This is a genomic window from Mesorhizobium sp. M0136 (assembly GCF_040322515.1).
Lineage (GTDB): Bacteria > Pseudomonadota > Alphaproteobacteria > Rhizobiales > Rhizobiaceae > Mesorhizobium.
This window is the reverse complement of record NZ_JAMYTP010000007.1, coordinates 237,248-258,967: the sequence shown is the minus strand read 5'-3', so window position 1 is coordinate 258,967 and position 21,720 is coordinate 237,248. Positions and strand designations below refer to the sequence as shown.

The window sequence follows — 21,720 nt, the reverse complement described above, 5'->3', positions numbered from 1 at the left end:
CGCCAGAGGCGCCTCCATGGCTGAAACCTCCGTCCGCAACTTCAACATCAATTTCGGCCCGCAGCATCCGGCTGCGCACGGCGTTTTGCGCCTCGTGCTGGAGCTCGACGGCGAGGTCGTCGACCGCGTCGATCCGCATATCGGACTGTTGCATCGCGGCACGGAAAAGCTGATCGAGCACAAGACTTATCTGCAGGCGGTGCCTTATCTCGACCGGCTCGACTATTGCGCGCCGATGAACCAGGAGCATGCCTTTGCGCTTGCAGCCGAGCGGCTGCTCGGCATCGAGGTGCCGAAGCGCGGGCAGCTTATTCGAGTTCTCTACTCTGAGATCGGCCGCATCATGTCGCACATCCTCAATGTGACGACGCAGGCGATGGATGTCGGCGCGCTGACGCCGCCGCTGTGGGGCTTCGTCGAGCGCGAAAAGCTGATGGTGTTCTATGAGCGTGCCAGCGGCTCGCGCATGCATGCAGCCTATTTCCGGCCGGGCGGCGTGCATCAGGACCTGCCGCAGAAGCTGATCGAGGACATCGGCAAGTGGATTGACCCGTTCCTGAAGTCGATCGACGACCTCGACGCGCTCTTGACCGGTAACCGTATTTTCAAGCAGCGCAATGTCGACATTGCCACTGTCTCCCTGGCGGACGCCTGGGCCTGGGGGTTTTCCGGCGTCATGGTGCGCGGCTCGGGTGCGCCGTGGGACCTGCGCAAATCGCAACCCTACGAATGCTATGCCGAGCTGGACTTCGACATTCCGGTCGGCAAGAACGGCGACTGTTTCGACCGTTATCTGGTGCGCATGGAAGAGATGCGGCAGTCGGCGAAAATCATGCGCCAGTGCGTCGACCTGTTGCTCGGCAAGGAAGGCGGCGGGCCGGTGTCGAACCTCGACGGCAAGGTGGTGCCGCCGAAGCGCGCGGCGATGAAGCGCTCGATGGAAGCGCTGATCCATCACTTCAAGCTCTACACCGAAGGCTACCGCGTGCCGGCCGGCGAGGTCTATGCCGCGGTCGAGGCTCCGAAGGGCGAGTTCGGCGTCTATCTCGTCTCCGACGGCACCAACAAGCCCTACCGCTGCAAGCTGCGCGCGCCGGGCTTTGCGCATCTGCAAGCCATGGACTTTTTGTGCCGCGGCCACATGCTGGCCGACGTCACCGCCGTTCTCGGCTCCCTCGACATCGTGTTTGGTGAGGTCGATCGCTAAATGTCAGTCCGCCGTCTCGCAGAAGCCAGCCTCCAGCCAGCCTCCTTCGCCTTCAACCGGGCGAATGCGGCAGCGGCGAAGCAGTGGATCAAGAAATATCCGAAGGGGCGCGAGCAATCCGCGATCATCCCCTTGCTGATGCTGGCGCAGGAGCAGGAAGGCTGGGTGACCAAGGCGGCGATCGAGGCGATCTCCGACATGCTCGGCATGCCCTATATCAGAGGGCTGGAAGTCGCCACCTTCTATACGCAATACCAACTCAATCCGGTCGGCAGCCGCGCCCATATCCAGGTCTGCGGCACCACGCCCTGCATGCTGCGCGGCTCGGAAGCGCTGATGGATGTGTGCCGCTCGAAGATCCATCACGACCAGTTCCACACCAACGACAAAGGCACGCTGTCGTGGGAGGAGGTCGAGTGTCTCGGCGCCTGCGTCAACGCGCCGATGGTGATGATATTCAAGGACACCTATGAGGATTTGACGCCGGAGCGGCTTGCCGAGATCATCGACCTTTATGACGCCGGTAAGGGCGCCACGGTGGAACCGGGACCGCAAAACGGCCGCGTCACTTCCGAGCCGGCCAGCGGCCTGACGACCCTTAAGAGTGAAAAGGCGATCCTCAAGGCGACCCGCGACCGGGAAACCAGGGCCGCGACCAAGGCCGCCAAGGAAGCGGCGCCGGCGGCCGCTGCCGCAGCGCCGGTTCCGCCTGCTGCCGCGCCTGCACCGGCGCCAGTTGCGCCCTCGAATGCCAGCAAGCCGAAGACCGATGCGGTCGAGACCAGCCCGGCGCTGAAATCGCCGTCGGCGACAAAAGTCGCGCCCGCGGCGGAGAAGGCGGCGAGCGTTGCAGCGCCTCTGCATTCGGCCGCCAATGCCAACAAGGCCGAGCCGCAGGTCGAGGACGTCTCGAAACAGCGCAAAGGCTCCAAGAACAAGGCCGAGCCGGCGTCGGCTTTCAAAGCGCCGGAGGCCAAGGTTAAACCGGCGAAGGCTGCCGCCGAAGCGGCCAAGCCGTCGCCCGGAAACAAGCGCCGGCCGACCGGCAAGAAGCCGGTCTGAGGAACGAGCAATGCTTCAGGACAGAGACCGCATCTTCAACAATATCTACGGCCGCTTCGACAAGTCGCTGGCCGGCGCCATGGCGCGCGGCGCCTGGGACAACACGCCCGGCATCATCGCCAAGGGGCGCGAGTGGATCGTCAACGAGATGAAGGCATCGGGCCTGCGCGGCCGCGGCGGCGCCGGCTTCCCGACCGGGCTGAAATGGTCGTTCATGCCCAAGCAGAGCGACGGCCGGCCGAGTTATCTCGTTGTCAATGCCGACGAATCCGAACCCGGCACCTGCAAGGACCGCGATATATTGCGCCACGATCCGCATACGCTGGTCGAGGGCTGCCTGATCGCGGGCTTCGCCATGGGCGCGGTCGCCGCCTACATCTATGTGCGCGGCGAGTTCATCCGCGAGCGCGAGGCGCTGCAACTCGCCATCGACGAGGCCTATGCGGCCAAGCTGATCGGCAAGAACAACACCTCCGGCTATGATTTCGACATCTACATGCACCATGGTGCCGGCGCCTATATCTGTGGCGAGGAAACGGCGCTGCTCGAAAGCCTCGAAGGCAAGAAAGGCCAGCCGCGGCTGAAGCCGCCGTTTCCGGCCAATGTCGGCCTCTATGGCTGCCCGACGACGGTCAACAATGTCGAGTCCATCGCCGTGGCGCCAACCATCCTGCGCCGCGGTGCGGCCTGGTTCTCGTCCTTCGGCCGGCCCAACAATGCCGGCACCAAGCTGTTCTGCATCTCCGGCCACGTCAACAATCCGTGTACCGTCGAAGAGGCGATGTCGATCCCGTTCCGCGAACTGATCGAGACGCATTGCGGCGGCATCCGCGGCGGCTGGGACAATCTGCTGGCGGTCATTCCGGGCGGCGCCTCGGTGCCGTTGGTGCCGGCCGAGCAGATCATCGACGCGCCCATGGATTTCGATGCGCTGCGCGACCTAAAATCGGGCCTCGGCACCGCGGCTGTCATCGTCATGGACAAATCGACCGATATCGTGAAAGCGATCGCGCGGTTGTCCTATTTCTACAAGCACGAGAGCTGCGGCCAGTGCACGCCCTGCCGTGAGGGCACGGGCTGGATGTGGCGGGTGATGGAACGGCTGGTGCGCGGCGAGGCGCAGAAGCGCGAGATCGACATGCTGCTCGACGTGACCAAGCAGGTCGAGGGCCACACGATCTGCGCTCTGGGCGATGCGGCGGCATGGCCGATCCAGGGCCTGATGCGGCATTTCCGTGGCGAGGTGGAGCGGCGCATCGACGAGTTTTCGCGCAACGCACACCGAGCCGAACCGGTGCTGGCGGCGGCGGAATAGAAGAATTCAAAAAAATGCGGGCGAATGCCCGAAACGAGGAAACGAGCGCGGGGCAGACGGAAACGACCAGGAGACCACCTATGTCGCTGTTTTCGATACCCGACGATTTGACGCCCGATGGGGACCCGTTCTTGAAGATGAACCAGGACCTGACCAGGACAATGCCGAAGGAGATGGCCAGCGCCGTCAATCTCCTGGCGCATCCTGTCGCCGGCGCGGCGGCGATGACGGCACTCGGCATCGGGCTTGCCAACCACGCCTTTGGCGTCTGGATGGGCGTGCTTTCAGGCGTGGCCGAGACCTCGCAGCGGCTTTGGCAGCCGGTCACCGAGGATTTCGAGGCCCGGACCGAACGCGTTTCCGCGACCGGCAAAAGCTCCTCGACCAAGGCGCGCGCAGCCACCAAAACCCTGATTGCCGAGGCGCAGTCCTTCGCCAATGACGTGACCGACATTGCGACAAGCACTGCGGCGCGGAGCGTGGCGAATGCGAGCACCGTTGCAGCGGACGCATCGGCCGGGCTCATGCCGGAAGATTTCAAGCAGCCCAAGCCGATGGACCGGCCAGCCGTGCCCGTCGACCTCAAGGCAATATCGGGCATCGGGCCGAAACTGGAAAAGGTGCTGAACGGCCTTGGCATCTGGACATACGCCCAGATTGCCGCGTGGACGCCGCAAGAGATCGCCTGGGTCGAAGATTACCTGTCGTTGAAGGGCCGTATCGGCCGTGACGGCTGGATCGGTCAGGCGGCCGCATTGGCCGAGGCCAAAAATTGAATTCAATATCGTGCGCGGCGTCGGCTGCGCACGGAAGGAAAGATTGCGGAACGTCCGCAGGGGTTTGAGGCGAAATGGCAAAGCTCAAGGTCGACGGGAAAGAGATCACTGTACCCGACCACTACACGCTGCTGCAGGCGGCCGAGGACGCAGGTGCGGAAGTGCCGCGCTTCTGCTTCCATGAGCGGCTGTCGATCGCCGGCAATTGCCGCATGTGCCTGATCGAGGTGAAGGGCGGCCCGCCCAAGCCGCAGGCGTCCTGCGCCATGGGCGTGCGCGACCTGCGCCCCGGTCCAAATGGCGAGCCGCCGGAAATCTTCACCAACACGCCGATGGTCAAGAAGGCCCGCGAAGGCGTGATGGAATTCCTGCTGATCAACCATCCGCTGGACTGCCCGATCTGCGATCAGGGCGGCGAGTGCGATCTGCAGGACCAGGCGATGGCGTTCGGCGTCGATTCCTCGCGCTACCACGAGAACAAGCGGGCGGTCGAAGACAAGTATATCGGGCCGCTGGTCAAGACGATCATGAACCGCTGCATCCATTGCACGCGCTGCGTCCGCTTCACCACCGAGATTGCGGGCATATCCGAACTCGGCCTGATCGGCCGCGGCGAGGATGCCGAGATCACCACCTATCTCGAAAGCGCGATGACTTCGGAACTGCAGGGCAATGTCATCGACCTTTGCCCGGTCGGCGCGCTGACCTCCAAACCCTACGCCTTCCAGGCACGGCCTTGGGAACTGACCAAGACAGAATCCATCGACTTGATGGACGCCGTCGGCTCGGCGATCCGCGTCGATAGCCGGGGCCGCGAAGTGATGCGCATCCTGCCGCGTACCAACGAGGCGGTGAACGAGGAGTGGATTTCCGACAAGACCCGCTTCATCTGGGACGGCCTGCGCACGCAGCGCCTCGACCGGCCCTATGTGCGCAAGGACGGCAGACTGGCCCCCGCAAGCTGGGCGGAGGCTTTTGCCGCGATCAAGGAAGCGGTGTCGAATGCCGCACCCGAAAAGATCGGCGCCATTGCCGGCGATCTCGCAGCCGTCGAGGAGATCTACGCGCTGAAGTTGTTGATGGCTTCGCTCGGCTCGAGGAACACCGACTGCCGCCAGGACGGGGCCGCACTCGATCCGTCGCTCGGCCGGGCCAGCTATGTCTTCAACCCGACCATCGAAGGCATCGAACAGGCCGATGCGGTGCTGATCATCGGCGCCAATCCGCGCTTCGAGGCATCCTTGCTCAACGCCCGCATCCGCAAGCGCTGGCGGGCCGGCAATCTGCCGGTCGGCGTCATCGGCGATGTCGGCGATACGCGCTATGATTACGAGCAGCTCGGCGCCGGGCCGGAATCGCTGAAGGATCTGGCCGACGGCAACGGCAAGTTCTTCCAGCTGCTGAAGAAGGCGACGCATCCGCTGATCATCGTCGGACAGGGTGCGCTGGCGCGTCCGGACGGCGCGGCCGTGCTTGGCCAGGCGGCGAAGCTCGCCGTCGCCGTCAATGCCGCAAGGGCCGACTGGAACGGCTTTGCCGTGCTGCACACCGCCGCGGCACGCGTCGGCGGCCTCGATGTCGGCTTCGTACCGGGCGAGGGCGGCAGGAATGTCGCCGGCATGCTGGGCGAGACCGACGTGCTGTTCCTGCTCGGCGCCGACGAAATCGACATGGCCAAGACCGGCGGCGCTTTCGTCGTCTATATCGGCACGCATGGCGACAAGGGCGCGCATCGCGCCAACGTCATCCTGCCGGGCGCCGCCTATACCGAGAAGTCGGGCACCTTCGTCAACACCGAAGGCCGCGTGCAGCAGACCAACCGTGCCGGCTTCGCGCCCGGCGAAGCGCGCGAGGACTGGGCGATCCTTCGGGCACTGTCGGATGTGCTCGGCAAGAAGCTGCCGTTCGATTCGCTGCAGCAACTGCGCGCAAAGCTCTATGCGCAATACCCGCATCTTGCCCGCGTCGACCATGTCGCGGCCGGCGACCCGGCCGACATCGCCAGGGTGGCCAAGCTCGGCGGTCGGCTGAACAAGGGCACCTTCACCTCACCGGTCAAGGATTTCTACCTGACCAATCCGATCGCGCGGGCTTCCGCGGTGATGGCCGAATGCTCGGCTTTGGCGAAAAACGGCTTCAGGCAGGCGGCGGAGTAGATATGGACACCTTCTTCTCCTTTTATGTGCTGCCGGCGCTGCTGATCCTTTTGAAGTCGGTCGTGCTGATCGTCGTTCTGTTGATCTTCGTCGCCTATGTGCTTTACGCAGACCGCAAGATCTGGGCGGCGGTGCAATTGCGCCGCGGACCGAACGTCGTCGGCCCGTGGGGCACGCTGCAGGCCTTCGCCGATCTGCTGAAATTCGTCTTCAAGGAACCGGTGATCCCGTCCGGCGCCAATAAGGGCGTTTTCCTGCTGGCGCCCTTGGTGTCGGCGGTGCTGGCGATCTCTGCATGGGCGGTCATACCGGTCAATGAAGGCTGGGCGATCGCCAACGTCAATGTCGGCATCCTCTATGTCTTCGCCATCTCCTCGCTCGAGGTCTATGGCGTGATCATGGGCGGCTGGGCGTCCAATTCGAAATACCCGTTCCTTGGCGCGCTGCGCTCGGCGGCGCAGATGGTGTCCTACGAAGTCTCGATCGGCTTTGTCATCGTCACCGTGCTGCTTTGCGTCGGCTCGCTCAACCTGTCCGACATCGTCCTGTCGCAGCAGGACGGGCTGGGCACGCGGCTCGGCCTGCCCAACACCTTCCTCGACTGGCATTGGCTGTCGCTGTTCCCGATGTTCATCGTCTTCTTCATCTCGGCGTTGGCCGAGACCAACCGTCCGCCCTTCGACCTCGTGGAAGCCGAATCGGAACTCGTCGCCGGCCATATGGTCGAATATTCCTCGACGCCGTTCCTATTGTTCTTCCTCGGCGAATATGTCGCCGTCGTCCTGATGTGCGCGTTGGCAACCATCCTGTTCCTTGGCGGCTGGCTGCCGCCCTTCAACTTCGCGCCGTTCACCTGGGTGCCGGGGCTGATCTGGTTCGTGCTCAAGGTCTGCCTGGTGTTCTTCATGTTCTCCATGGTGAAGGCGTTCGTGCCGCGCTATCGCTACGACCAGCTGATGCGACTCGGCTGGAAGGTGTTCCTGCCGATCTCGCTGTTCATGGTGGTCGCCACCGCCGCTTTCCTAAAGATCACGGGGTTTGCCTGATGTCTGCATTATCCCAGGCCGCCAAGTCACTGCTTTTGCAGGATTTCGTCGGCGCTTTCTTTCTGTCGATGCGCCAGTTCTTCGCGCCGAAGGAGACGATCAACTATCCGCATGAGAAGGGACCGGTCAGCCCGCGCTTCCGCGGCGAGCATGCGCTGCGCCGCTACCCGAACGGCGAGGAACGCTGCATCGCCTGCAAATTGTGCGAGGCGATCTGCCCGGCACAGGCCATCACCATCGAAGCCGGCCCACGCCGCAATGACGGCACGCGGCGCACCGTGCGCTACGACATCGACATGGTGAAATGCATCTATTGCGGCTTCTGCCAGGAAGCATGCCCGGTCGACGCCATCGTCGAGGGACCGAATTTCGAGTTCGCGACGGAGACGCGCGAGGAACTTTACTACGACAAGGACAGGCTTCTGGCCAATGGTGACCGCTGGGAGCGTGAGCTGGCGCGCAACATCTCGCTGGATGCGCCTTACCGCTGATATTTGACGCATGGACGGGGCGAGGGCCTCGTTCAGAGGATGATCCCGAAAAGTTGCAGACTTTTCGGACAAGATCATCCTCCGGAATGAAAGAGTGTCGCATGTTTTCTTTTCGATCGGGTCTTTCAACCCGATCGGAACATGCGATAGGAACACGCAACTTGCCGACCGGAGGCGGTGGCAAAAAACAGGACGAACGTCCTGTTCTGACAGGAAACCCGGGGGAACCCATGCTGAGTGGACTAGAGGCGGCCTTTTTCTACCTCTTCGCCTTTGTCGCGGTGGCATCGGCGTTCATGGTCATTTCGGCGCGCAATCCCGTGCATTCGGTGCTGTTCCTGATCCTGACCTTCTTCAACGCCGCCGGCCTGTTCATGCTGACCGGCGCCGAGTTCCTGGCGATGATCCTGCTCGTCGTCTATGTCGGCGCGGTGCTGGTGCTGTTCCTGTTCGTGGTCATGATGCTCGATGTCGACTTCGCCGAGATGAAGGAAGGCGCCCTGCAATATGCACCGATCGGCGCGCTGGTCGGGCTGATCCTGGCGGCGGAGCTGATCGTGGTGCTCGGCGGCTATACATTCGCGCCGAAACTGGCGGCGACGGTCGCCAAGCCCATTCCGGACCTGGCCGCGCGCTCCAATACGGCAGCGCTCGGCGACATCCTCTATACGGATTACCTCTATTACTTCCAGGTAGCTGGCCTGGTGCTGCTGGTCGCCATGATCGGCGCCATCGTGCTGACGCTGCGCCACAAGCCGGGCGTCAAGCGGCAGTCGATCGCCGCCCAGGTCGGCCGCACGGCGGCAACCGGAGTGGAAATCCGCAAGGTCAAGACGGGCGAAGGAGTCTGAGATGGTCGTCGGCATCGCGCACTACCTGACCGTATCGGCGATCCTGTTCACGCTCGGCGTGTTCGGTATCTTCCTGAACCGCAGGAACGTCATCGTCATCCTGATGTCGATCGAGCTGATCCTGCTTGCGGTCAACATCAATTTCGTCGCCTTTTCGGCGGCGCTCGGCGATTTGGTCGGCCAGGTGTTCGCACTGTTCGTGCTGACGGTCGCGGCGGCCGAAGCGGCGATCGGCCTCGCCATTCTCGTCGTCTTCTTCCGCAACCGCGGCTCGATCGCGGTCGAAGACGTGAACATGATGAAGGGTTGACGGAAACCACCATGTATCAGGCCATCGTCTTCCTTCCGCTGCTCGGCTTCCTGATCGTCGGCCTGTTCGGCACTTCGCTCGGCGCCAAGGCTTCCGAATACATCACCTCCGGCTTCCTGGTGATCGCCGCTGTGCTGTCGTGGGTTGCCTTCTTCTCGGTCGGCTTCGGCGGCGGCGAGGTGTTCACCGTGCCGGTACTGCGCTGGATCCAGTCAGGCGGCCTCGAAGCGTCGTGGGCGCTGCGGATCGATACGCTGACCGTGGTGATGCTGGTCGTCGTCAATACGGTGTCGGCGCTGGTCCATGTCTACTCGATCGGCTACATGCATCACGACCCGGACCGGCCGCGCTTCTTCGCCTATCTGTCGCTGTTTACCTTCGCCATGCTGATGCTGGTGACGGCCGACAACCTCGTGCAGATGTTCTTCGGCTGGGAAGGCGTCGGCCTTGCCTCCTATCTGCTGATCGGCTTCTGGTACAAGAAGCCGTCGGCCAATGCAGCTGCGATCAAGGCCTTCGTCGTCAACCGCGTCGGCGATTTCGGTTTTGCGCTCGGCATATTCGGCGTGTTCGTGCTGTTCGGCTCGGTCAATCTCGGCACCATTTTCGCCAATGCGGCGACGTTCATTCCAGCCGAAGGCGCGCCGCAAGGCGCGGCCGTACTGACCTTCCTCGGCTATGCGCTCGATAAGCAGGCCGCGATGACGGTCGTCTGCCTGCTCCTGTTCATGGGCGCGATGGGCAAGTCGGCGCAGGTGCCGCTGCACACCTGGCTGCCGGATGCCATGGAAGGCCCGACGCCGGTCTCCGCACTGATCCATGCGGCCACCATGGTGACGGCAGGCGTGTTCATGCTGGCGCGGCTCTCGCCGCTGTTCGAGCTGTCGCATTCGGCACTGACGGTGGTCACCTTCATCGGCGCCTTCACCGCCTTCTTCGCGGCGACAGTCGGTCTTGTCCAGAACGACATCAAGCGCGTCATCGCCTATTCGACCTGTTCGCAGCTCGGCTACATGTTCGTGGCGCTCGGCGTCGGCGCCTATGGCGCGGCGATTTTCCATCTGTTCACCCACGCCTTCTTCAAGGCGCTGCTGTTCCTCGGCTCGGGCTCGGTCATCCACGCCGTCTCCGACGAGCAGGACATGCGCAAAATGGGTGGCCTAAGGACGCTGATCCCGACGACTTACTGGATGATGGTGATCGGCACGCTTGCGCTGACCGGTGTCGGCATTCCGGTAACGATCATCGGCACGGCCGGCTTCTTTTCCAAGGACGCCATCATCGAAGCGGCCTTCGCCGGCCACAATGCGGTCGCCGCGTTTGCCTTCATATTGCTGGTCATTGCTGCCTGCTTCACCTCCTTCTACTCCTGGCGGCTGATCTTCATGACCTTCCACGGCGAGCCGCGGGCCAGCCACGAGGTCATGCACCATGTCCATGAATCGCCGCCGGTCATGCTGGTGCCGCTGTTCATCCTGGCCGCGGGCGCGCTGTTCGCGGGGGTGATCTTCCACGGCGCCTTCATCGGCGAGGGCTATGCCGAATTCTGGAAGGCGTCGCTGTTCACGCTCCCGGACAACCATATCCTGCACGAAATCCACGAAGTGCCATTATGGGTCGAGCTGTCGCCGTTCATCGCCATGCTGATCGGCTTTGCGATAGCCTGGCAGTTCTATATTCGCGCGCCGGAAATGCCTCGGAGCGTCGCCGCCAACCACCGCCTGCTCTACGCCTTCCTGCTCAACAAATGGTATTTCGACGAGCTCTACGACTTCCTGTTCGTGCGGCCGGCAAAGCGCCTCGGCAGCTTCCTGTGGAAGACCGGCGACGGCACCGTCATCGACGGGCTCGGGCCGGACGGCATTTCGGCGCGCGTCGTCGACGTCACCAACCGGGTCGTCAAGCTGCAGACCGGCTATCTCTACCACTATGCCTTCGCCATGCTGATCGGCGTTGCCGCACTCGTCACCTGGATGATGCTCTGATGACCGCCTGGCCGATCCTATCGCTGGTCACCTTCCTGCCGCTGGTTGGTGTGCTGCTCATCCTTTTCGTGCGTGATGACAGCGAGAACGCGCGCCGCAACATCCGCGCCATCGCGCTTTTCACGACTGCGTTCACGTTTGTGATTTCGCTGTTTATCTGGACCGGCTTCGACAATTCGCAACCTGGCTTCCAGTTCGTCGAGAAGTTTGCCTGGCTGGATTCCGGCATCTCCTACCATATGGGCGTAGACGGCATCTCCATGCTGTTCGTCATCCTGACCACCTTCCTGATGCCGCTTTGCATTCTCGCCTCGTGGGAATCGATCGAGAAGCGCGTCAAAGCCTATATGATCGCCTTCCTGCTGCTCGAGACGCTGATGATCGGCGTGTTCTGTGCGCTGGACATCGTCTTGTTCTACGTCTTCTTCGAAGCCGGCCTGATCCCGATGTTCATCATCATCGGCGTGTGGGGCGGCAAGCGGCGCGTCTATGCCTCGTTCAAGTTCTTCCTCTACACCCTGGCCGGCTCGGTGCTGATGCTGCTCGCCATCATGGCGATGTTCTTCCAGTCCGGCACCACCGATATCCCGACGCTTCTGACGCATAATTTCCCGGCCAATATGCAGACCTGGCTATGGCTTGCCTTCTTCGCGTCCTTTGCGGTGAAGATGCCAATGTGGCCGGTGCATACCTGGCTGCCGGACGCGCATGTCGAAGCGCCGACGGCCGGCTCGGTGATTCTGGCCGCCATCCTGCTCAAGATGGGCGGGTACGGCTTCCTGCGTTTTTCGCTGCCGATGTTTCCGATCGCATCCGAAATGTTCGCGCCGCTGATCTTCACGCTTTCCGTTGTCGCCATCATCTACACCTCGCTGGTGGCGCTGATGCAGGAGGACATGAAGAAGCTGATCGCCTATTCGTCGGTCGCTCACATGGGCTTCGTTACCATGGGCATCTTCGCGATGAACCAGGAAGGCGTCCAGGGCTCGATCTTCCAGATGCTGTCGCACGGGCTGGTCTCCGGCGCGCTGTTCCTCTGCGTCGGCGTCGTTTACGACCGCATGCACACGCGCGACATTGACGCCTATGGCGGGTTGGTCAACAACATGCCGAAATATGCAACCGTGTTCATGATCTTCACCATGGCCAATGTCGGCCTGCCCGGCACCAGCGGCTTCGTCGGCGAGTTCCTGACCATGCTCGGCGTGTTCCGGGTCAACACCTGGGTGGCGTTCTTCGCCGCCACCGGCGTCATACTGTCGGCGGCCTATGCGCTCTGGCTCTACCGCAAGGTGATCTTCGGCGCACTGACCAAGGAAAGCCTGAAAGGTTTGCTCGACCTGTCGACGCGCGAAAAGGTGATCATCTATCCACTGGTCGCGCTGGTCATCTTCTTCGGCGTCTATCCGGCGCCGATCTTCGACGCGACGGCCGAATCGGTCAAGGCGCTCGTTACCAATGTCACCGCATCCATCGGCGCCGCGCAGACCGCGGCGGCGAACTGACTGGGGGTTTGCGAACCATGACGCCGGACCTTCTCTCCAGCCTGTCGCTCTCGACGCCAGAGCTGATCCTCGCCATCGGCGCCTTGGCGCTGTTGATGCTCGGCGCCTATTCTCGCGCCAACACCGCCGTCACGATGAGCGGCCTTGCTGTTGCCGTGCTGGTGATCGCCGGCGCCTGGCTGATCTTTTCCCCGGGGCAGGGCAACGCCTATGGCGAAGCCTTCATCCAGGACCCATTCGCCCGCTTCATGAAGATGTTGGCGCTGATCGGCTCGGCGGTGACGCTGGCCATGTCGGTTCGCTTTGCCCAGGCGGAGCGTTTCGACAAGTTCGAATATCCGGTGCTGATCCTGCTCTGCACGCTCGGCATGATGCTGATGATCTCGGCCAACGGCATGATCGGGCTCTATCTCGGCCTCGAGCTGCAGTCGCTGGCGATCTACGTGCTGGCGGCGATCAACCGCGATAATCTGCGCTCGACCGAGGCCGGGCTGAAGTACTTCGTCCTTGGCGCGCTGTCGTCGGGCATGCTGCTTTACGGCATCTCGCTGGTCTACGGCTACACGGGCAACACGGGCTTCCAGGAGATCGCCGCGGCGCTCAGCGGCGGCGAGCGCCAGCTCGGCCTCGTCTTCGGCTTGGTCTTTGTGCTGGCCGGCCTTGCCTTCAAGATCTCGGCGGTGCCGTTCCATATGTGGACGCCCGACGTCTATGAGGGCGCGCCGACGCCGGTGACGGCCTTTCTGGCGGCGGCACCCAAAATGGCGGCGATGGCGCTGATGGTGCGCGTCACCATGGGCGCCTTCAAGCCGATCGCCGCCGACTGGCAGCAGATCATCGTCTTCATCTCGATCGCCTCGATGGCGCTCGGCGCCTTCGCTGCCATCGGCCAGACCAACATCAAGCGGCTGATGGCCTATTCCTCCATCGGCCATATGGGTTATGCTCTGGTCGGCCTTGCCGCCAACAGCCAGGACGGCGTGCGCGGCGTCGCCATCTACATGCTGATCTATCTGGTGATGACGCTCGGCACCTTCGCCTTCATCCTGGCCATGCGGCGCAAGGAGGGCAATGTCGAGCAGATCAGCGATCTCGCCGGCCTGTCGGCGACCAACCCAATCATGGCGACGATCCTCACCATCATGATGTTCTCGCTGGCCGGTATCCCGCCGCTCGCCGGCTTCTGGGGGAAATGGTACGTGTTCCTCGCCGCCATCAATGCCAACCTCTACGCGCTCGCGATCATCGGCGTGCTGGCCTCTGTGGTGGGCGCCTATTATTATCTGCGCATCATCAAGATCATGTGGTTCGACGAACCGGTCGGCGGCTTCGTGCCGATGGCGACCGAACTGCGCGTCGTGCTCGGCGCCTGCGGCGCTTTCGTGCTGTTCTACGTGCTGATCGGCGGCCCGATCGGAACCTACGCAGCCGCCGCGGCCAAGACCTTCTTCTAACGGAATGACGTTCAGGCTGGCTCCAACCGCGGCTTCGGAAGGGTTCCGGCTCGAGGCGCACGATACGGTCGGCTCCACCAATGCGCTGGCGCTGGAGCACGCGCGGGCCGGCGATCCGGGCAAACTCTGGGTCGTCTCAAAAAAGCAGGAGGCGGGGCGTGGCCGCCGTGGCCGCGCCTGGGCGACGCCCGAGGGCAATCTGGCAGCGACGCTGCTGGTGATCACCAACACCGAGCTTCGACTTGCCGCGACGCTCGGCTTCGTTGCCGGACTGGCGCTGGCCGACGCGCTCGACGCCGTCGTGCCGAAAGGCAGGATCGCAATTGGCCTGGACGGCGCGAGCCAGGGCAAGAACCGCTTCGAGTTGAAATGGCCGAACGACGTGCTCGCGTCGGGCGCCAAGCTCGCCGGCATCTTGCTGGAATCGGCGATGCTGGATGGCGACCGTTCGGCGGTGGCTGTCGGCATCGGCGTCAATGTGGTGGCTTATCCCAATGATTTGCCCTATCCAGCGACGTCGCTCAACGCGCTGGGGTCGGCTTGCGATGCCGAGACGCTGTTTCTGGCGCTGTCGGATGCGTGGAGCGAGAATGCCCGGCTGTGGAACGAAGGGCGTGGGCTTGCCGCCGTCAGGCGGCGCTGGCTGGCGCGCGCGGCGGGGCTTGGCGGGCAGGTTGCTGTCAGAATTGACGGTAATGTGGTGCGCGGCACCTTCGAGACCATTGACGAAGACTGCCGTTTCGTGATCCGCGACGATGAAGGCTCGGTTCTGACGATCGCCGCCGGCGACGTGCATTTCGGCGCGGTCGCATCGGCCGTCGGTTGACTGGCCAATACGTTTGACTGGCCAGGTATTTGACCAGCTTGAATTTGACCGGCCGACAATTTTGATTGGCCGACAATTTTGACCGGCCCACAATTTGACCGGCAAGGAAGGAAAGACCATGGCGACAGCGGAAAATGCCGAACTTGTCTTCGTGCCGCTCGGCGGTGTCGGCGAGATCGGCATGAACTTCGCCCTCTACGGCTATGGGCCGGCCAATGCGCGCGAATGGATCGTCGTCGACGTCGGCGTTACTTTTCCCGATGCAACCCTGCCCGGCGTCGACCTGGTACTGCCCGACACCCGCTTCATCGAGGAGAATGTCGCCAATCTGCGCGGCATCGTCATTACCCATGCACATGAGGACCACTACGGCGCGCTGCACGACATCTGGCCGAAGCTCAAGGCGCCGGTCTGGATGACGCCGTTCGGCGCCGGCCTGCTGGAAGCCAAGCGGCAGGGCGAGCAAGGGGCGCCGAAGATCCCGGTGACGATCTACCAGGCCGGCGAGAAATTCACCGTCGGTCCGTTCGAGATCGAGGCCATCCCCGTCGCGCACTCCATTCCCGAACCGATGTCGCTGGCGATCACCACGCCGGCCGGCGTCGTCATCCATACCGGCGACTGGAAGATCGATCCGGCGCCGACGGTGGGGCCGATGACCGACGAGGCACGCTTCCGCGCCTATGGCGACAAGGGCGTGCTGGCGTTGATTTGCGATTCCACCAACGCGCTGCGGGAAGGGGAATCACCGTCGGAAGTGGCGGTGGGCGAGGGTCTCAAGGGTGTCATCCAGAATGCCAAGGGCCGTGTCGCCGTCAGCAGCTTCTCCTCCAATGTCGGCCGCATCGTCTCGATCGCCAAGGCAGCGCGGGATGCCGGCCGCCAATGCCTGGTGCTTGGCCGCTCGATGAAGCGCGTCATCGATGTGGCTGATGAACTCGGTTATATGGACGGGTTGCCGGAATTCATCGCCGAGGAGGATTACGGCTTCATCCCGCGCGAAAACCTCGTCATCATCTGCACCGGAAGCCAAGGCGAGCCGCTTGCCGCACTTGCCAAGCTGTCGCGCGACGAGATGAAGTCGGTGGCGCTGACGGCCGGCGACACGGTGGTGTTTTCCTCGCGCACCATTCCCGGCAACGAGAAGGCGATCCTCGAAATCAAGAACCGCCTGATCGATCTCGGCATCAAGATCATCGAGGACGGCGATGCGCTGGTGCATGTCTCCGGCCATCCACGCCGCAGCGAATTGCGCAAGATGTATGAATGGGTGCGGCCGCAGATCGGCGTTCCCGTTCATGGCGAGGCGGCGCATCTGGTGGCGCAGGGCTCGCTGATGTCGACGTCCGGCATCGGCCAGGTGGCGCAGGTGCGCGACGGCGACATGCTCAGGCTGTATCCGGGTGCCGCCGCCATCATCGACCAGGTTCCGTTCGGCCGCATCTACAAGGACGGAAGGCTGATCGGCAGCGATCAGGCGATGGGCATTCGCGACCGCCGCAAGCTGTCCTTTGCCGGCCATGTCGCCGTCAATGTCGTGCTCGACGACAAATACGAACTTGCCGGCGATCCCGACCTCGTCGCCATCGGCGTCGCCGAGGCCGACGGCAGCGGCGAGAGCCTGGAGGACCTGATGATCGATGCGGCAATCGGCGCCGTGGACTCCATCCCCCGCCAGCGCCGAAAAGATCTCGACCTGGTCCAGGAGGCGGTGCGGCGCGCGGTGCGCGGCGCGGCCAACGAAGCCTGGGGCAAGAAGCCGCTGGTGACAGTGTTCGTCACAAGATGAGGGAGTAGGGGAGTATGGCAGTAGGGAAGTAGGAAGTAGGAAGTAGGAGCGCAAACAGTCTGCACTTCTAGATCCTTTTTCCCTACTCCCCTACTGCCTTACTCCCCTACTCCCTTAACCCGGGAGTACCCTATGCTCGGACGCCTCAACCATGTCGCGCTTGCGGTGCCGGATCTGGCCGCGGCTGCGGCGGTCTATCGTGATACGCTTGGCGCCCGCGTAACCGCGCCGCAGGCGCTGCCGGAGCATGGCGTTACGGTGGTGTTCGTCGACGTCGGCAACACCAGGATCGAGTTGCTCGAGCCGCTCGGCGAAGCCTCGCCGATCGCCGCATTCCTCGAGAAGAATCCGTCCGGCGGCATGCACCATCTCTGCTACGAGGTGGACGACATTGTTGCGGCGCGCGACCGTCTCAAGGCCAGCGGCGCGCGCGTGCTGGGCGACGGCAAGCCGAAGACCGGCGCGCATGGCAAACCGGTATTGTTTCTGCACCCCAAGGATTTCTTCGGCACGCTGGTCGAACTGGAGCAAGCATGAGTTGGGTTTCGTTTGTCGCCCTGTTCTTCGCCACATGGTGGGTGGTGTTGTTCGCCGTGCTGCCGTTCAGCATGCGGACACAGGACGAGGACCGGGACGTGACGCTTGGCACGGTTCCGAGTGCACCGCGCGGACCGCATATGCTGCGCGCGGCGCTGCGCACGACAATCGCCACGCTGGTCCTCATGGGTATCTTCTACGGCATCACGAGAGGGCTTGGCCTCGGCATCGACGACATCCCGCATATCGTGCCGGATTTCAACCAGAGCCCAGCGCATTAGCCGGCTATCTACCGTGTCCGGCTATCCCAGCCTAGCCGACGCCCTGAAATCAAGCCGAGCCAGCAAGGTCAACCCAAGAAAAGCCCCGGCGCGGGCTTGGGCTGACGCAACGTCATGTAGTTTGGTAATCTGTCGTGCTAACCAAATGATTGCACAAAAAAAATGCAAGGCGCGAGGCCTTGCAATTTAAACGCGTCCGATCTGTTTCCGGTGTCCGGCGGCAGCGAGTTACCGCGCCTAGATCGCATCCTCCCAAGACTTTGACCGCGTAGGAGGGCAGATTTTTCTCTACCCTCTCGGTTATCTGGGCACACTAGCCTAAGGCGGGTGAAAATGTCACGAAGAATTTTGCCCGGAAACAGGCAATCTCGTGCTGCAGTGCACAATAGTACGGCAGGCGTTGCTTGCGAAACGGCCAGCAAGCCGTGTGCGGCATTTGCGGCGCCTGTGCAGCGCCTGGGCCGGGTTTCCATTCCGCCATGAAATGGCTATGAAGCCGGGGCAAGCAAGCCTGTGCCGCGCCGATTCCGGCGCCGCCATCCTCTCTCACGGACCAGTTCATGCGTTTGTCGCGCTATTTCCTGCCCATCCTCAAAGAAAACCCGCGCGAGGCCGAGATCGTCTCGCATCGGCTGATGCTGCGTGCCGGCATGATCCGCCAGCAGGGGCAGGGCAGCTTTTCCTGGCTGCCGCTCGGCAAGCGGGTGCTGGACAAGGTCTGCCGGATTATCCGCGAGGAGCAGAATCGCGCCGGCGCGCTCGAAATCCTGATGCCGACCATCCAATCGGCCGAGCTGTGGCGCGAAAGTGGCCGCTATGAAGATTACGGCAAGGAGATGCTGCGCATCAAGGACCGGCAAGACCGCGATATGCTCTACGGGCCGACCAACGAGGAGATGGTCACCGAGATCTTCCGCTCCTACGTCAAGTCCTACAAGGACCTGCCGCTCAATCTCTATCACATCCAATGGAAGTTTCGCGACGAGGTGCGCCCGCGCTTCGGTGTCATGCGTTCGCGCGAGTTCCTGATGAAGGACGCCTATTCCTTCGACCTCGATTATCAAGGCGCCAAGGCCGCCTATAACCGCATGTTCGTGTCCTATCTCAGGACGTTTACGCGCATGGGGCTTCAGGCTATCCCGATGCGCGCCGACACCGGGCCGATCGGCGGCGACCTCAGCCATGAGTTCATCATCCTGGCCGACACCGGCGAGAGCCAGGTGTTTTGCCACCGCGATTATCTCTCGCTGGCAGTGCCTGGCGCAGACACGGATTTTTCGAACGACCCCGAGATCGGCGCCATCGTCAAGACATGGACGACGCCCTATGCCGCCACCGACGAGATGCATGACGAGGCGGCATGGGAGAAGGTGCCCGCGAGCGACCGGGTCTCGGCGCGCGGCATCGAGGTTGGGCATATCTTCCATTTCGGCGACAAATATTCCAAGCCGATGGGCGCCAAGGTGACCGGCCCGGACGGCAAGGATCATTTCGTTTCTGGCGGTTCCTACGGCATCGGCCCGTCCAGGCTGGTCGCCGCGATCATCGAAGCCAGTCATGACGATAACGGCATCATCTGGCCGGAGGCGGTGGCGCCGTTCGATGTCGGCTTGATCAACATGAAGGCCGGCGATGCCGAATGCGATCGCGTCTGCGGCGAGCTGCACGCCGCTTTTGTCGCCGCCGGCAAGGAGGTGCTCTACGACGACACCGACCAGCGGCCGGGCGGCAAGTTCGCCACCGCCGATCTGATCGGGCTGCCTTGGCAGGTGATCGTCGGGCCGCGCGGCATCGCCGCCGGCGAGGTCGAAATCAAGAACCGCAGGACCGGCGAGCGCGAGACGCTGCCGATCGCGGACGTGAAGCAGCGTTTCGGTGCCGCCGCATGAACAAAGCGGCGGCAGCAAGACCATCGGGCGCCGGGCCTTTTTCCGGCTTCGAGCGCATGGTGGCGTGGCGCTATCTGCGCTCGCGTCGCAAGGAGACGGTGATCTCGGTCATCGCCTCGATCTCCTTCCTCGGCATCATGCTGGGCGTCGCCACGCTGATCGTCGTCATGGCGGTGATGAACGGCTTTCGCGCCGAACTGCTGACGCGCATCCTAGGCGTCAACGGGCACCTGATCGTGCAGCCGCTCGACATGCCGCTGGAGGACTATGCCCAGGTCGCCGGCCGCATCAACGGCGTGCCCGGCGTTAAATACGCCATCCCCCTGATCGACGGGCAGGTGCTGGCGCAAGGCAATGTCGGCGGCGGCACCGGCGCGCTGGTGCGCGGCATACGCGGCGAGGATTTCGGCAAGATCACCATCGTCGCCAACAATATCAAGGAGGGCTCGATCGTCGGCTTCGACACCGGCGAAGGCGTCGCCATCGGCAGCCGCATGGCCGAGAATCTCGGCCTAGTGCTTGGCGATACGATCACGCTGATTTCGCCCGAGGGCGACATCACGCCGCTTGGCACGACGCCGCGCATGAAAGGCTATCCCGTCACCGCGATCTTCGAGGTCGGCATGTCGGAATATGACAGCTCGATCGTCTACATGCCGTTCTCGGAAGCGCAGCTTTATTTCAACATGGACGGCCGGGCGCAGACGATCGAGATCTACGCCGACAATCCCGACAATATCGACGCGCTGAAGCCGAAGGTCGAAGAGGCGGCGCAGCGGCCGATCGGCCTTGTCGATTGGCGGCAACGCAACAAGACGTTCTTCGACGCGCTGCAGGTCGAACGCAACGTCATGTTCATGATCCTGACCCTGATCGTGCTGGTGGCGGCGCTCAACATCATTTCGGGCCTGATCATGCTGGTGAAGGACAAGGGCCACGACATCGCCATCCTGCGCACCATGGGCGCGACGCGCAGCGCGATCCTGCGCATCTTCCTGATGACCGGGGCTGCGATCGGTGTTGTCGGCACCATCGCCGGCGTGCTGCTCGGCATCGTGATCTGCCTCAACGTCGAGCGCATCCGCCAGTTCTTCTCCTGGCTGGCCAACGAGCGGTTGTTCAATCCCGAGCTTTATTTCCTGAGCCAATTGCCAGCTCGCATGGATGCCAGCGAGACAATCTCCGTCGTTCTCATGGCGCTGGCGCTGTCGTTCCTGGCGACGCTGTTTCCGGCGTGGCGCGCGGCCAGGCTCGACCCGGTCGAAGCGCTGAGGTACGAGTGATGGCCGATGCCATTATCGAGCTGAAGAGCGTCGAACGGCACTATGTGCAGGGACCGCGCAAGCTGACCATCCTGAACGGCGCCGATTTTTCGCTGAAGCGTGGCGAGATGGTGGCGCTTGTGGCGCCGTCGGGCACCGGCAAGTCGACGCTGCTACACACCGCCGGGCTGCTGGAGCGACCGGACGCCGGCGACGTGATCCTGGCGGGGCGCGCCTGCGGCCGGCTTTCCGACGACGAGCGCACGGCGATCCGCCGCAACGACGTCGGCTTCGTCTATCAGTTCCATCATTTGCTGCCTGAATTCTCGGCGCTGGAAAACATCATGATGCCGCAGCTGATAAAAGGGCTGCCGCGCAAGGAGGCGGCCGAGCGGGCGGCGCAATTGCTCGACTATATGCAGATCGGCAAGCGGGCACAGCATCGCCCCTCCGAGCTCTCCGGCGGCGAGCAGCAGCGGGTCGCCATTGCGCGTGCCGTCGCCAATGCGCCGCTGGTGCTTTTGGCCGACGAGCCGACCGGCAATCTGGACCCGGTGACCGCTTCCTATGTGTTCGAGGCGCTGGCAGCACTGGTCCGGCAATCGGGCCTGGCGGCGCTCATCGCCACCCACAATCACGAGCTCGCCTCGCGCATGGACCGCCGCGTGACGCTGGCCGACGGCAAGGTTGTGCCGCTTTAGGGTGCGCTGCAATTGAGGCGATGACGGCCTGCGAGCTGCCGTGCGCCGTCCCGCCGCTTTCGCGCGCCTGTCGGCCCCGAAACGCCCGGCATCTCCCCCTCAACCCTTTCTTAACCCTGTCGAAATGACCGAGCGCAATTCCGGTGACGCCCGGGCTGCGATCGTTGACATTCGAACAAAATTAGAACAAAATACGAACATACTAACAACAGGAGAGAGTTATGACCGATCTTGTTCAGGATGTCGTTTCGTTGGTGTGCATGAGCACGTTCCTCAT

19 protein-coding genes are annotated in these 21,720 nt (G+C 63.0%); all 19 read left to right on the top strand.

Annotated elements, in window-relative coordinates:
• The first annotated feature begins 16 nt into the window (after positions 1-16).
• The 19 genes from NKJ35_RS11440 to NKJ35_RS11350 all read left to right on the top strand — a co-directional run bounded on the left by NKJ35_RS11440 (position 17) and on the right by NKJ35_RS11350 (position 21,443).
• Positions 17-1,207 (top strand): NADH-quinone oxidoreductase subunit D, encoded by a 1,191-nt coding sequence (locus NKJ35_RS11440; protein ID WP_254818103.1) that lies wholly within the window; start codon positions 17-19, stop codon positions 1,205-1,207.
• Entirely contained in the window at positions 1,208-2,269 is a 1,062-nt protein-coding gene (nuoE, locus tag NKJ35_RS11435; RefSeq protein WP_352477550.1) for an NADH-quinone oxidoreductase subunit NuoE, read from the top strand.
• Between the two features lie 10 nt (positions 2,270-2,279).
• Complete coding sequence (gene nuoF / locus NKJ35_RS11430) at positions 2,280-3,584, top strand: NADH-quinone oxidoreductase subunit NuoF (RefSeq protein ID WP_352505700.1); 1,305 nt, start codon at positions 2,280-2,282, stop codon at positions 3,582-3,584.
• An 80-nt stretch (positions 3,585-3,664) separates the two neighbouring features.
• Positions 3,665-4,360, top strand: coding sequence for a helix-hairpin-helix domain-containing protein (locus NKJ35_RS11425; RefSeq protein WP_352647016.1), 696 nt, complete (start codon positions 3,665-3,667; stop codon positions 4,358-4,360).
• A gap of 74 nt (positions 4,361-4,434) precedes the next feature.
• On the top strand, positions 4,435-6,516 hold the full coding sequence (gene nuoG, locus NKJ35_RS11420; RefSeq protein WP_352647014.1) for an NADH-quinone oxidoreductase subunit NuoG: 2,082 nt from the start codon (positions 4,435-4,437) through the stop codon (positions 6,514-6,516).
• A gap of 2 nt (positions 6,517-6,518) precedes the next feature.
• Entirely contained in the window at positions 6,519-7,562 is a 1,044-nt protein-coding gene (nuoH, locus tag NKJ35_RS11415) for an NADH-quinone oxidoreductase subunit NuoH (RefSeq protein ID WP_292663045.1), read from the top strand.
• Positions 7,562-8,053, top strand: coding sequence for an NADH-quinone oxidoreductase subunit NuoI (nuoI, locus tag NKJ35_RS11410; protein ID WP_254818109.1), 492 nt, complete (start codon positions 7,562-7,564; stop codon positions 8,051-8,053). The genes nuoH and nuoI overlap by 1 nt, the downstream gene beginning before the upstream one ends.
• 230 nt (positions 8,054-8,283) lie before the next feature.
• A complete protein-coding gene (locus tag NKJ35_RS11405; protein ID WP_023676621.1) occupies positions 8,284-8,904 on the top strand; it encodes an NADH-quinone oxidoreductase subunit J in 621 nt (206 codons plus the stop codon).
• Position 8,905: 1 nt separating this feature from the next.
• Positions 8,906-9,214 (top strand): NADH-quinone oxidoreductase subunit NuoK, encoded by a 309-nt coding sequence (nuoK, locus tag NKJ35_RS11400; protein WP_023676620.1) that lies wholly within the window; start codon positions 8,906-8,908, stop codon positions 9,212-9,214.
• Positions 9,215-9,225: 11 nt separating this feature from the next.
• Positions 9,226-11,199 (top strand): NADH-quinone oxidoreductase subunit L, encoded by a 1,974-nt coding sequence (gene nuoL / locus NKJ35_RS11395; RefSeq protein WP_254818111.1) that lies wholly within the window; start codon positions 9,226-9,228, stop codon positions 11,197-11,199.
• Positions 11,199-12,704, top strand: coding sequence for an NADH-quinone oxidoreductase subunit M (locus NKJ35_RS11390; protein ID WP_352450009.1), 1,506 nt, complete (start codon positions 11,199-11,201; stop codon positions 12,702-12,704). Before nuoL ends, NKJ35_RS11390 begins: the two co-directional genes overlap by 1 nt.
• 17 nt (positions 12,705-12,721) lie before the next feature.
• Positions 12,722-14,158: an NADH-quinone oxidoreductase subunit NuoN gene (gene nuoN / locus NKJ35_RS11385; protein ID WP_352647011.1), complete on the top strand. Its 1,437-nt coding sequence runs from the start codon at positions 12,722-12,724 to the stop codon at positions 14,156-14,158.
• Positions 14,159-14,162: 4 nt separating this feature from the next.
• Positions 14,163-14,984 (top strand): biotin--[acetyl-CoA-carboxylase] ligase, encoded by an 822-nt coding sequence (locus tag NKJ35_RS11380; RefSeq protein ID WP_352477556.1) that lies wholly within the window; start codon positions 14,163-14,165, stop codon positions 14,982-14,984.
• A gap of 118 nt (positions 14,985-15,102) precedes the next feature.
• Positions 15,103-16,773: a ribonuclease J gene (locus NKJ35_RS11375; protein WP_352647009.1), complete on the top strand. Its 1,671-nt coding sequence runs from the start codon at positions 15,103-15,105 to the stop codon at positions 16,771-16,773.
• 132 nt (positions 16,774-16,905) lie between these two features.
• Positions 16,906-17,310, top strand: coding sequence for a methylmalonyl-CoA epimerase (gene mce, locus NKJ35_RS11370; protein ID WP_352477558.1), 405 nt, complete (start codon positions 16,906-16,908; stop codon positions 17,308-17,310).
• A complete protein-coding gene (locus tag NKJ35_RS11365; protein WP_254818117.1) occupies positions 17,307-17,591 on the top strand; it encodes a DUF1467 family protein in 285 nt (94 codons plus the stop codon). The genes mce and NKJ35_RS11365 overlap by 4 nt, the downstream gene beginning before the upstream one ends.
• A 560-nt stretch (positions 17,592-18,151) precedes the next feature.
• Positions 18,152-19,480 carry a proline--tRNA ligase gene (proS, locus tag NKJ35_RS11360; protein ID WP_352647006.1) on the top strand — a complete coding sequence of 443 codons (1,329 nt, stop codon included), beginning with the start codon at positions 18,152-18,154 and terminating at the stop codon, positions 19,478-19,480.
• Entirely contained in the window at positions 19,477-20,763 is a 1,287-nt protein-coding gene (locus NKJ35_RS11355; RefSeq protein WP_352647003.1) for a lipoprotein-releasing ABC transporter permease subunit, read from the top strand. Before proS ends, NKJ35_RS11355 begins: the two co-directional genes overlap by 4 nt.
• Positions 20,763-21,443: an ABC transporter ATP-binding protein gene (locus tag NKJ35_RS11350; protein ID WP_502894202.1), complete on the top strand. Its 681-nt coding sequence runs from the start codon at positions 20,763-20,765 to the stop codon at positions 21,441-21,443. Before NKJ35_RS11355 ends, NKJ35_RS11350 begins: the two co-directional genes overlap by 1 nt.
• Positions 21,444-21,720: the final 277 nt, after the last annotated feature.

Coding starts and splice junctions, on each gene's coding strand:
- NKJ35_RS11440 (WP_254818103.1), top strand. CDS start 17: ATGGCTGAAACCTCCGTCCGCAACTTCAACATCAATTTCGGCCCGCAG.
- nuoE (WP_352477550.1), top strand. CDS start 1,208: ATGTCAGTCCGCCGTCTCGCAGAAGCCAGCCTCCAGCCAGCCTCCTTC.
- nuoF (WP_352505700.1), top strand. CDS start 2,280: ATGCTTCAGGACAGAGACCGCATCTTCAACAATATCTACGGCCGCTTC.
- NKJ35_RS11425 (WP_352647016.1), top strand. CDS start 3,665: ATGTCGCTGTTTTCGATACCCGACGATTTGACGCCCGATGGGGACCCG.
- nuoG (WP_352647014.1), top strand. CDS start 4,435: ATGGCAAAGCTCAAGGTCGACGGGAAAGAGATCACTGTACCCGACCAC.
- nuoH (WP_292663045.1), top strand. CDS start 6,519: ATGGACACCTTCTTCTCCTTTTATGTGCTGCCGGCGCTGCTGATCCTT.
- nuoI (WP_254818109.1), top strand. CDS start 7,562: ATGTCTGCATTATCCCAGGCCGCCAAGTCACTGCTTTTGCAGGATTTC.
- NKJ35_RS11405 (WP_023676621.1), top strand. CDS start 8,284: ATGCTGAGTGGACTAGAGGCGGCCTTTTTCTACCTCTTCGCCTTTGTC.
- nuoK (WP_023676620.1), top strand. CDS start 8,906: ATGGTCGTCGGCATCGCGCACTACCTGACCGTATCGGCGATCCTGTTC.
- nuoL (WP_254818111.1), top strand. CDS start 9,226: ATGTATCAGGCCATCGTCTTCCTTCCGCTGCTCGGCTTCCTGATCGTC.
- NKJ35_RS11390 (WP_352450009.1), top strand. CDS start 11,199: ATGACCGCCTGGCCGATCCTATCGCTGGTCACCTTCCTGCCGCTGGTT.
- nuoN (WP_352647011.1), top strand. CDS start 12,722: ATGACGCCGGACCTTCTCTCCAGCCTGTCGCTCTCGACGCCAGAGCTG.
- NKJ35_RS11380 (WP_352477556.1), top strand. CDS start 14,163: ATGACGTTCAGGCTGGCTCCAACCGCGGCTTCGGAAGGGTTCCGGCTC.
- NKJ35_RS11375 (WP_352647009.1), top strand. CDS start 15,103: ATGGCGACAGCGGAAAATGCCGAACTTGTCTTCGTGCCGCTCGGCGGT.
- mce (WP_352477558.1), top strand. CDS start 16,906: ATGCTCGGACGCCTCAACCATGTCGCGCTTGCGGTGCCGGATCTGGCC.
- NKJ35_RS11365 (WP_254818117.1), top strand. CDS start 17,307: ATGAGTTGGGTTTCGTTTGTCGCCCTGTTCTTCGCCACATGGTGGGTG.
- proS (WP_352647006.1), top strand. CDS start 18,152: ATGCGTTTGTCGCGCTATTTCCTGCCCATCCTCAAAGAAAACCCGCGC.
- NKJ35_RS11355 (WP_352647003.1), top strand. CDS start 19,477: ATGAACAAAGCGGCGGCAGCAAGACCATCGGGCGCCGGGCCTTTTTCC.
- NKJ35_RS11350 (WP_502894202.1), top strand. CDS start 20,763: ATGGCCGATGCCATTATCGAGCTGAAGAGCGTCGAACGGCACTATGTG.